At 57.6% G+C, this 11426-nt stretch carries 5 protein-coding genes and 1 pseudogene; 4 read left to right on the forward strand and 2 right to left on the reverse strand.

Features of this window, described 5'->3' with window-relative positions; all coding sequences use genetic code 11:
• A pseudogene (locus ACRESD_RS11410) lies at positions 1-173 on the reverse strand (D-cysteine desulfhydrase); the annotation flags it as partial.
• 166 nt (positions 174-339) lie between these two features.
• Here ACRESD_RS11410 and epsC point away from each other — a divergent pair.
• Entirely contained in the window at positions 340-1266 is a 927-nt protein-coding gene (epsC, locus tag ACRESD_RS11415; RefSeq protein WP_431750997.1) for a serine O-acetyltransferase EpsC, read from the forward strand.
• Between the two features lie 10 nt (positions 1267-1276).
• Here epsC and ACRESD_RS11420 read toward each other — a convergent pair whose 3' ends face one another.
• The gene (locus ACRESD_RS11420) at positions 1277-6388 is read right to left on the reverse strand and encodes a dermonecrotic toxin domain-containing protein (RefSeq protein ID WP_431750998.1); all 5112 of its coding nucleotides are present in this window, start codon (positions 6386-6388) and stop codon (positions 1277-1279) included.
• Positions 6389-6757: 369 nt separating this feature from the next.
• On the opposite strand from ACRESD_RS11420, the gene betT reads away from it, so the two are divergent.
• The 3 genes from betT to mgrA all read left to right on the forward strand — a co-directional run bounded on the left by betT (position 6758) and on the right by mgrA (position 11383).
• On the forward strand, positions 6758-8719 hold the full coding sequence (betT, locus tag ACRESD_RS11425) for a choline transporter BetT (protein ID WP_431751000.1): 1962 nt from the start codon (positions 6758-6760) through the stop codon (positions 8717-8719).
• A gap of 188 nt (positions 8720-8907) precedes the next feature.
• Positions 8908-10236 (forward strand): OprD family outer membrane porin, encoded by a 1329-nt coding sequence (locus ACRESD_RS11430; RefSeq protein WP_431751001.1) that lies wholly within the window; start codon positions 8908-8910, stop codon positions 10234-10236.
• A gap of 109 nt (positions 10237-10345) precedes the next feature.
• Positions 10346-11383 (forward strand): L-glyceraldehyde 3-phosphate reductase, encoded by a 1038-nt coding sequence (gene mgrA / locus ACRESD_RS11435; RefSeq protein WP_431750999.1) that lies wholly within the window; start codon positions 10346-10348, stop codon positions 11381-11383.
• Positions 11384-11426 lie beyond the last annotated feature (43 nt).

Raw genomic sequence — 11426 nt, forward strand, 5'->3', positions numbered from 1 at the left:
AGGTATTCGAGTTTGCGCAGTTTGTTGCCGCCCATCGCCAGCGGCGTGGTGTCGTCGCGTTTGACGTAGACGTCACGCCCCAGCCAGGCCGACAGCCGCTCGAGTTTTTCCAGGGCAGTGGCACCGCCCAGCAGTTCCAGACGGTTAAAACGGTCGAGCTGTTGTTTGATCATGGCGACGTACAGTGGCTAAGTGATGGGGGGACTATAGGCAGGCACTTTTCATCGGGCAACCGCCAATCACTTATGCCGGATGGTTCTTAGCATCACACCATTGGTTCTTAAGGGCGGCCAGGGTGCATACCGTAAAGTGGGCGCCATTACGTCAGGAGTGAATACCGTGAGTGAGCGTTCCAGCCATTGGCAATTGCAAACCATCGTCAGCCAACTGCGCAGCGCCCGGGACCAGTGGCGCACGCGCAATGGGCGACTGAGCGGCGAGCATGGCGGCCGTGAGTTGCCTTCCCGCGAAGCCGTGGCGCAGATCCTCGAAGCGTTGTGCGGTGCGCTGTTCCCCATGCGCCTGGGGCCGGTGGATCTGCGTGAAGAAAGTGAAGATTTTTACGTCGGCCACACGTTGGACGTTGCGTTGAATGCACTGCTCGCCCAGGCCCGCCTGGAGTTGCGCTACGCCGCGCGCCAAGGCGGCCAGGATGACAGTGAAGTCGACGCCCAGGCCATCCGGCTGATCCAGGATTTCGCCCTGGCCTTGCCCTCCCTACGCAGCCTGTTGGACACCGACGTGCTGGCGGCTTACCACGGCGACCCGGCCGCCCGCAGCGTGGACGAAGTGCTGTTGTGCTACCCGGGCATCCTGGCGGTGATTCACCACCGCCTGGCGCACCACCTGTACCGCGCCGGTTTGCCGCTGTTGGCGCGGATCAGCGCCGAGATTGCCCACTCGGCCACCGGCATTGACATCCACCCGGGCGCGCAGATCGGCCCGAGTTTCTTTATCGACCACGGCACCGGTGTGGTGATTGGCGAAACGGCGATCATCGGCGAGCGTGTGCGCATCTACCAGGCCGTGACACTGGGCGCCAAGCGCTTCCCGGCGGACGAGGACGGGCAGTTGCAGAAAGGCCATCCGCGCCATCCGATTGTCGAGGACGATGTGGTGATCTATGCCGGGGCGACGATCCTGGGGCGCATCACCATCGGCCACGGCTCGACCATTGGCGGCAATGTGTGGCTGACACGCAGTGTGCCGGCAGGGGCGAACATCACCCAGGCGAATTTGCAGCATGATGACGGGACACAGAAGTAAGTGTGTTGAGTCAGTCGTCGAGCCGACCCAGTGACAGGCGGGTCTGCTCGCGCAGCCATTCCTTGCGGCGCTCTGCCAGGTCGTTGTAGACCTGGTTGTAAAGTGCTTCGGACATGACCTCGTCGGGGATGACCCGGTCCTCTATCTGCAACTCTTCTACTATTTTTTTCAGTTCCAGGCGTTTTTGTGCTTTTTGGTCGTCGCTCAGATCCTGGGCTTGGGCAAACGCTTTTTGCTCGCTGTCCAAGTCGTCGAAGAGTATCAACCTTTGGTTGGCGCTCTCTTCATTTGCCGCATAGTCTTGCGGGTAGCGATCCTTGAGAAGGTTTTCCCAGTAGGACTCTTTCAGCATCTGGTCCACTAACCCGTCGCCTTCACTCAGTGTCTGTACGGCCGTGAGCGCATTGGTGATACTTTCTTCAGGCACGTTGGCTGTGTCGCGATACACCATATTGTCGCTGATCCAGGGCAGCTTGAGCCTGCGAGACAAGCGCGTCTGGTAGGCCAGATAAACGCCCACTTCATCAACCGTGCCGGGTTGGCCGTCGACCATCTGGCTGTTAAACCGCAGACCCTGCCCGCCTTGATTGACGGGTTTGATACGGTCGGCAATGTCCGAGCGGATAACGTCGTTCAACAGTTTGAGCCTTGCGGCGCCCCTGGCCAGTACCACCAGCTCGCCTTCCCGTTCGGCGAGCGTTTTGCTGTAACGCTCCGCGCCACGGGCGGTCACCTTGATCCCCATCTCGGTGAAAATCTGACTACCTGCATCAGGGCACAGTCCTGGAAAAGTGGACATGCGAAACAGTGTGTCACGTAGCGCTTGGTCCTCATGCATGCTCGACAACATGTACCGCACCTGGGAAGTCAGAATGGGGGTGTTCTGTGCGTAGCGCAGTTCATCCTCCGGGTCTTCGAAAAACTCCGGTGGTTCCAACTTTTTGATGACTTCGAAAAAGCCCTGCGAGCCGTGTTCGTCCTCCAGGTCGTCCCATATTTCGTCGTACTTCTCTCGGTTTTCGTCGTCCAACTCGTCAATCCAGAAGTCGGAGTTTCCCTGAGGGGGGTAGGTGCGATGAGGGTCAAACCCGACAGAGCGTTTATGTTCTTCCATCAGCAATTTGGATTCAGCGCTCAAGGTTGAGTAGTCCAGCCGAGTCGTCGCGAGGATAAAAGACTCGTCGCTACCCGTGGCGACATCCGGAATGCTGGTAATAGGGTTGCCTCGAAGCAGCAGGTTAAACGTCGCGTCTCGATCCTGCGCAAACAAGCCTGCCGGCCATTCGCTAATCCCGGTACGGGACAGATCAAGGTCCAGCAGGTCAGGCATTACGCTGATGTCCGGCACCTGGCCCAGCGGGTTGTTTGACAGGTATATCGCTTGTAGAGACCGCAGATTACGCAGATGTGCGACGGCATCGCTGTCCAAGGTAATCTGGTTATTGCTTAGATCAAGTGCGGTGAGTGAGCGCATCTGCGCAATGGCCGTGGGCAGTTTTTCCAGGCTGTTATCTGACAAAACCAGCACTCGTAGATTGGGAAAGTGCTGCAAAAAATCAGCATGCCTCGTAGCAAATTCACAGTCTTGCATCAGAAGGCGTGTGACCAGCCCGAAATTGATGGGCAGCGTTGGCAAGTCATCAGGCCAGAGCGTTTCATCCAGGTCCAGTGTGATCAATCTATTCTTTTGGGCGTATTTGTCATGCAGCTGTGTGTAGCCCTCCTGCCAGGCTTTTTTCAGTGACTCTGCAAAGTCGGTTCTGAACTTTCTAGTGACGGCACTCAGGCGACTGCCTGATGCCCCCTTGGTAGGGAGGTTGATATAAGCGTCCATCGCCGTTTCAAGGGCTTGTCCTTCGGTTTCCACCTGCACCAACTGACTGAGGCCCTCTGCACTTTCCGCGAGTTCGGCAAAGTGCTTCACCCCTTGTTCGGACATTTCCGGGAGCCCACGTTTTATGCGCCCCTGTAGAGTTTCGGCTCCCCTCAGGGTGCTGGTGCTGCCCCCATTACCGAGCATCATGAGTACTACGTATTCTGCCTGGACACCGATTGGCGGATCGGACAGGGTCAGGCGTCGTTCGGCCCGAGATGTGTTTTTTTCGATCAGCCATGAGCGCAGTTGATCGCCGTCGGTGAAGGATTTATCGGCGGGTAGGGCTTGGAAGATAGAGTTATAAAAGTCGGTTGGGCCGTGTTTCAGGTTGCCTTGATCATCGAAAACCCGGTATTGCTTTTTACGGTTGCGCACCAGGATCCGAACATTTGCGGCGTCGTCTGCGCCGACCTGGTTTCGCAAGTCGCCCGATGGGGTTCTTTCCCGCACTTGAATACGCAGGTTCGCCAGCCCTTCGGCGTGGCGGTTCAGTGTATTGAGTGCCAACTTTTCAGTTTGGAGCGACGGCGCTTTGCCTTGGTAGAGTTGTTCGAACATGCGAGCGCTGGTGACCTCGAAATTCAGCTCCCGGGCTTGGTTTTTCACGTACAGGGGCAGGCGTTTTTCTTCCTCCATTATGCGCAGGTGACGGCGACGGGTATGGCCGACCAAGCGCTGAGCGATGCTCAGGGGCAGGTCGGGGTATTGCTTGCGAAGCAATTGGATATGGGGCTCGTCGCTGGTTTCCTGTCGGGCGTAGAGATTTTCGGCCAGCGTTTCACTCTGCTCCTCGACATAAGCAGCCAGTTGCTCACGCAGTGCTTGTGCTCGCTCCTCCTCAGGCACCTCCTTGCCAAGTAAATGAGAAAGTTGCTGCTCATCAAGGAACGCAACGACTTTTTCCGGCAGTTGGCCCGAGAGAACCTCGGCGATGGTCAGGGACAGGGCATCCTTGCCGTGCGCCGTCGAGTTGCCATAACGACGGGGAACACCTGACAAGTCAGATCGCTGATACACCAGCAAAGCTTTGTCTTGAGGCCAGCCATCAAGCTCGGTGACCATTTGTTCGAACCAATCGGACGAGGGATCAAGCGGCCGTTCTGTGCGAGTATTTTCTATGGTGCCCCTAATCTGTTTTTCGCTGTTGAAGCGTTTGAGCGTGTCAGCAAGTAGGGGCGGAGTTTGCTCATTGTTGACATACATCCGGCGCAATGCACCGAACTCAACGCCGCTGATGACTCGAACCTGTTCTAATTCGCCAGTACTCAATCCTTGTGTTTGCGGGCCAAGTCTGCGCAGCAGACGGGCATTGCTCCATTTACGTGGCTGCTCCCCGTGGATCACGCAAGCGCCACTGCCGTTAAGCTTCACGGTTGGTTGGTAGGCGTCGGCGCGTTTGGGATGGGCGATGTGGAACGTCTGGGTAGTGGGATCCTGCTTGATCTCGTAACGACTGTTTTCTATATGGGCAATCTGCTTGCCTTGATGGTGGTAAAGGCCATTTTCGGCAGGCCGATGCCCGATCGGCAGGCGCAGGTTCCTATGCTGGTAGGGCGTAAGTTCGGGGTTCCATAAGCGTTTCTCATTGGAAGGCAGTCGCACCTGGTGAAGGTTGTCCACGAATGGCGACAGTTTCACCTTGGCAATTTCTGTGATGGCTCCACCGCCAGCGAACAACGCAAGTTGAAGTGCATTTTCGGCGACCGCTAAGAGATTTTCCCAGCCCTCACGTTGCAAGCCCTCTGCCCAGTCGACGATACCTTCGAACACGTTATCGAGCATTTGGTAGGCGGTATACGCCAGCATCAGTTCGCCTAAAAAAGGTACGAATGGGGTGATAACCAGAAGCGCGGTGTTGAGAATGTCCGAAAGCATTTTTTCCAGGTTGTCCCACCACTCCCAGCGTGCCATGCGGTCGGCGTAGGTGGTGGAGATAGCGATTTCCTGGGCATCGTTGACCATCTTGTTCAGCTTGACCCGGTAGAGGTAGTGCCAAAGATTATTCTGCTGTGGGTCGCTGATACGGTTTTGTGTGTCATCGCGCATGGCCAGGGTGTGAAAGCGCAGGTTGGGTACCTCCACTGGATCAGGGCGCCAGTTTGGTCGGCTGTCACCTCGCTCTCGGGGGTGCCAGCGCACGGTCGAGAGCAGATTGTTGAGCTCGTGGAAAAAACGGCCGCGTTGTTCATGAGCCACGAACTGGCTGAAGAACTGCTGATAGCTGGGGCGGGAAGAATCAGATGCCGGAGCCCGGTCATGTAGCTGGCTGGTCAGCTCTTTGATGAACGCCTGTGGCGAGGCGTAATCCTTGAGAGGGTGCGCGGGATCGTCGGGGATGTAGACCAGTATCCTGCTGGTATTTGAGACCGGCAGCGTGGGGGCGATAACCAGGATGCCTATCATGCGTGTATCAAGCAGGTCCAATGCGTATAGGTCTACTGGTTGCGCACCCAGTTGGAGAGGGCCGTCTCTTTGCAACAGTGTCTGAACAAGGGTGAAGCTGTCGTCTGCGATGTCTTTTTTTGCCCGCGCCAAATGCGCTGCGTTGTTCAAGCCAGCCTTCAGTTGGTTGAGGACTTTTTGCCGTAGGGTGTTGGCGACCAAAGCATTATTGAATCCAAGCTCCGTTTTGATGTGCTGCTGGTAGCGGGCGCCGATATCCAGGTTTCGGCATAGGGTCTTGAAGAGGTCGGCTGTCAATGCCTGACCGTTCACGGTGTGGGTGAACCTCAATATTTCTCGCTGACCCTGAGCGTCTTCTGGTGAGAGAAAAGCATAATCGGCAAAGGCTTCCGAGGCTGAAAAGTTGTGCAGGGCTGCTTCCAGCAAGGTGGTGGTTCGGGCGGTGACGCCTGGGCGTACATTGATCGCCCACCAAGGCAATTTGGCAGGCGCATACAGGCGAATTGAAGTGTTCAATACGTCGATATTTCCGTAAGCGTGCAGCGCATTTTTCAACAGGGGCTCGGCAAATGCTCTGATATCGCTCAACTTCGCAAGCTGTTTGTCTACGGCATTCTGGCTGACCCAATGGTTGTCGAGGGCCTGTTTGAATGACTGGCGATGAGCTGGGGCGGGCGCGGTGCGATGGAGTTCGGCGAAATCTGGTTGAGGTTGTTTCAACTCCGCGAGGCGTTGCTGAGACGTGTCCGGCAGCCAGCCAGGCAGTTGTTGTTTGATGAAGTCCAAATGCGTCGGACTTGGTTTGGTGATCGCAAGTGAAGGGCCTGTTTGCGGTATCGGCATGGTGGAATGACCTAATGACGGTGTCTGGATCATTCGATTGTGTTTGTCCCGTGCACCCGCAGACGCCAAATATTGCTTGGATTTGTATGAGGTTTCCCAAGTTTTGTGCTGAACGTTTTGCCATCCGCACCCGTCATACTTTTCCTTGAGCTAGTGTAGGAAGTACCTACCACTCAGCCCTGCGATTAGTCCCGGACTGCCTATCCATGTTTAACTTGAATGCTCGTTCAAGTTAAACCCGGTGGTCCGCTGCCCGCTCACAACAGGAGGCTTACCTTTGCTGAGTCCGTTATTTACAGCCCTATCCCATACCCTCGGGGTGCATCGCTCATGAGTGCATCGTCCACCCCGTCCAGCGGCCTGGTGCGCATGAATGCGCCCGTCTTCTACTTTGCCGCAACCGTGATCCTGCTATTTGGCATCACTGTCATCGCTATCCCGCAACAGGCCGGTGCCTGGCTGCTGGCAGCGCAAAACTGGGCGGCCAACACGGTCGGCTGGTACTACATGCTGGCGATGACGCTGTATCTGGTCTTCGTGGTGGTCACCGCGCTATCGGGCTACGGCAAGATAAAACTCGGTGCCGACCACGACGAGCCCGAGTTCAGCTACCTGTCCTGGGCCGGCATGCTGTTCGCCGCCGGGATCAGCATCACGCTGTTTTTCTTCTGCGTCTCCGAGCCGCTGACACACCTGGTGCAACCGCCCCAGGGCGCACCGATGAATGCCGATGCTGCGCGTCAGGCCATGCAGATCCTGTTTCTGCACTGGGGCCTGCACGGTTGGGGGGTGTTCGCTTTTGTCGGCATGGCCCTGGCGTATTTCGCCTACCGGCATAACCTGCCGCTGGCGCTGCGCTCGGCGCTGTATCCGCTGATCGGCAAGCGTATCAACGGCCCTATCGGCTATGCGGTGGATGGCTTCGGCATCATCGCTACGGTGTTCGGCCTGGGGGCCGACATGGGCTTTGGTGTGCTGCACCTCAACTCCGGGCTGGACTACCTGTTCGGCATTGCCCATACCCAATGGATTCAAGTCGGCCTGATCACCCTGATGATGGGCGCTGCGATCATCGTCGCGGTGGCAGGTGTCGACAAAGGTGTACGGGTGATGTCCGACATCAACATGCTGCTGGCCTGCGCGCTGCTGCTGTTCGTGTTGTTCGCCGGGCCAACCCAGCATTTGCTCAACACCCTGATCCAGAACCTCGGTGACTATCTGGGCGCCTTGCCCACCAAGAGCTTCGACGTGTACGCCTACGACAAACCCAGCGACTGGCTGGGCGGTTGGACGGTGTTCTATTGGGCCTGGTGGATCGCATGGTCGCCGTTCGTGGGCCTGTTCATCGCGCGGATTTCCCGTGGCCGGACCATCCGTGAGTTCGTGTTCGGCGTGCTGCTGATCCCGTTGGGCTTCACCCTGGCGTGGATGTCGATCTTTGGTAACAGCGCCATCGACCAAGTGCTTAACCATGGCATGGCGGCGCTCGGTCAGTCCGCCATCGATGATCCGTCGATGAGCCTTTACCTGTTGCTGGAAACCTACCCGTGGAGCAAAACCGTCATTGCGGTCACGGTGTTTATCAGCTTCGTGTTCTTCGTGACCTCCGCCGACTCGGGCACCGTGGTGCTGTCCACACTGTCGTCCAAAGGTGGCAACGCCGATGAAGACGGGCCGAAATGGCTGCGGGTGTTCTGGGGGGCGATGACCGCGCTGGTCACCAGTGCTTTGCTGTTTGCCGGCAGTATCGACTCGCTGAAATCAGCGGTGGTGCTGACCTCGCTGCCGTTCTCGCTGATCCTGCTACTGATGATGTGGGGGCTGCACAAAGCCTTCTACCTCGAATCCCAGAAGCAGATCGCCCAGTTGCATTCGCTGGCTCCAGTGTCGGCTGCACGCAAGGGACGTGGCGGTTGGCGCCAGCGCTTGAGCCAGGCCGTGCACTTCCCATCGCGCGATGAGGTGTACCGCTTCCTTGAATCGACGGTGCGCCCGGCGATTGAAGAAGTGACGGCAGTGTTTGCCGAGAAAGGCTTGAATGTGGTTACGCAGCCGGACCCGGCCAATGACAGCGTCAGCCTGGAAATCGGCCATGGCGAGGAGCGCCCGTTTGTCTACCAAGTGCAGATGCGCGGCTATTTCACGCCGTCGTTTGCCCGGGGCGGCATGGGCAAGAAAGAGATCAACAACCGTCGCTATTACCGGGCGGAAGTGCACTTGAGTGAGGGCAGCCAGGACTACGACCTGGTGGGTTACACCAAGGAGCAGATCATCAACGACATCCTCGACCAGTACGAGCGCCACCTGCAGTTCCTGCACTTGGTACGTTAGCCTAAAAGCATAGAAACACCCCGCAAAGCCCCGTTCTACGGGGCTTTCTTAAATTTAATTTCATCCGTCACCCACCGGTTTTGACGCGGAACTGTCATCTGTCCACTGCGTAATTGTGTGAAGCGTTTGACGCTTTCATTTCAGAACAGTGACGGAGACCGGTAACAATGAAGACGTTGATAAGCCCTATGGTGGGTGCCGCCATGGCGAGCTTTATGCTGTCCGCCCATGCCGACTTTATTGATGACAGCCACGCCGATGTGACCCTGCTCAACCGCTATCTCAACCAGCAGGGGCGCGATGTGGTGAACAGCACGGCCAAGGCTCACAGCGTGCGTGATTGGGGCCAGGGCTTTGAGTTCAACTTCAAGTCGGGCTACACCGAAGGCCCGGTAGGTTTTGGCCTGGATCTGCAAGCGTTCTACGGCTTGAAACTGGATTCTGGTGGTGACCTCAACGACAAGGACCACCAGGGCCGTTACCCCGGCAGTATGTTCCCATTGGATAACGGTAAATCCGCCGACCAATTCGGTGTATTGAGCCCGACCTTCAAGATGCGTTTCGCCAAGGATGAACTGCGCGTCGGTACGCTCTTTGGCAACAACCCGGTACTGGCCAACACCGACGGTCGCCTGTACCAGCAGACCAACACCGGTGTGCAACTGGTGTCCAAGGACCTTACCGACTTCACCTTCACCGGCGGCGATATCTTCAAGACCAAGATTCGTAACGAAACCGGCGACCAGGGCATGATCACCGCTGGCGGCACCAAAGAGAGTGATCGCTTCCTGTTCGGCGGTGCGGACTACACCGGCATACAGAACACCACTGTCAGCCTGTGGTATTCCAACCTTGAGGATTACTACCAGCAGTTCTTCCTGGGCGCCAAGCGTCATGACGCGTTGTCGGTCGGTGCGATCGATACAGACGTGCGCGTCTTCCGCAGCCTGGGTGTCGGCGCCAATGCCGATGGCGACAAAGACTTTGCCGGTGCCGGCCTCTACGGTGACGGCACTGGCAAAGGCCGCATCAACCAAACCACCGCCAGCCTGCTCGAGAGCTATACGCTGGATGGCCACACCGTTGGCCTGGGCATCCAGAAAAACAGCGGCAACAGCGACTTTCCGTACCTCGACTCTGGCCTCAACAGCGGCGACGCACGCCAGGGCCCTGGCTCAGGCGCTGATACCCCAGCGCTGACCAACATGCAGTTGAACAAATTCCAGCACGCGGGTGAACGCACTTGGCTGGCGCAGTACAAGTACGACTTCGGCAAGCTGGGCCTCACCGGCCTGACGTTCTCTGCCGCCTACGCACACGGTGATGACATCCGCACCGCGCAAGGCACCACCAGTGAATGGGAACGCAACATTGCCGTGGCCTATCAAGTACCAACCGGCACCCTCAAAGGCCTGGGCGTGACCTGGAAAAATGCCCACGCCAGCCCGGACATTACCGGTGCCACCGTACAAGATGAAAACCGCTTCTACGTCAGTTATGTCGTTCCACTCTGGTAGGAAATTGCTGTAAAACGGAAGGGCAGACTTAAGCGATTCAGCTGCTTAAAAGGCCTGGGAATAGGCTTATTCCCGGGCCTTATTTGTCCCAAGTTCAAGAGAGGATTCGATGACTTATATTGCTGCCGAAAACCGCTATGAATCTATCCCGTACCGCCGCGTAGGCCGCAGTGGGTTGGTGCTGCCGGCCTTGTCCCTGGGGCTGTGGCACAACTTTGGCGACAGCACCCCGATCGACACCCAGCGCGCCCTGCTGCGCACCGCGTTCGACCTGGGGATCAACCACTTCGATCTGGCCAACAACTACGGCCCACCCTACGGCAGCGCCGAGATCAATTTCGGTCGTTTGCTGCGCGAAGACTTCAAGCACTACCGCGACGAGCTGATCATCTCCAGCAAAGCTGGCTGGGATATGTGGCCCGGTCCTTACGGCCAGGGCGGCGGTTCGCGCAAATATATCCTGGCGAGCCTGGACCAGAGCCTGCAACGCCTGGGTGTCGACTACGTGGATATCTTCTATTCCCACCGTTTTGACGCCGACACTCCACTGGAAGAAACCGCCAGCGCCCTTGCCACCGCCGTGCAACAAGGCAAGGCGTTGTACATCGGCATCTCGTCTTATTCCGGCGTGAAAACCCGCGAAATCGCGGCCTTGCTCAAAGAGTGGAAAGTACCGTTGCTGATTCACCAACCGGCGTACAACCTGCTCAACCGCTGGGTGGAAAAGGACCTGTTGGACACCACCGACGAACTCGGTGCTGGCGTCATCGCGTTCACGCCGCTGGCCCAGGGGCTGCTGACCGACAAGTACCTCAATGGCGTGCCGGCCGACGCGCGGGTGAATCGTCCGGGTGGCGGTTCGTTGCAGGCCAAGCACCTGTCCGAGGCCAACATTGCCCATGTGCGGGCATTGAATGAAATCGCTAAGCGTCGTGGCCAAAGCCTGGCGCAACTGGCCCTGGCGTGGACCTTGCGTGATCCTCGGGTGACCAGTGCGCTGATCGGTGCGAGCCGCCCGGAGCAGATCATCGAGAACGTCGGCGCGTTGAAGAACTTGAGCTTCAGCGCGGAAGAACTGGCGGAGATCGATCGGTTTGCGCAGGAAGGCGGGATCAACCTGTGGGAAAAACCATCCACCGCTGAATAACCCGGCAGGTCTCGGTCAATGTGGGAGGGGGCTTGCTCCCGAT

Source organism: Pseudomonas sp. (assembly GCF_050739995.1).
GTDB lineage: Bacteria > Pseudomonadota > Gammaproteobacteria > Pseudomonadales > Pseudomonadaceae > Aquipseudomonas.

Coding starts and splice junctions, on each gene's coding strand:
- ACRESD_RS11420 (WP_431750998.1), bottom strand. CDS start 6,388: ATGCCGATACCGCAAACAGGCCCTTCACTTGCGATCACCAAACCAAGT.
- mgrA (WP_431750999.1), top strand. CDS start 10,346: ATGACTTATATTGCTGCCGAAAACCGCTATGAATCTATCCCGTACCGC.
- betT (WP_431751000.1), top strand. CDS start 6,758: ATGAATGCGCCCGTCTTCTACTTTGCCGCAACCGTGATCCTGCTATTT.
- ACRESD_RS11430 (WP_431751001.1), top strand. CDS start 8,908: ATGGTGGGTGCCGCCATGGCGAGCTTTATGCTGTCCGCCCATGCCGAC.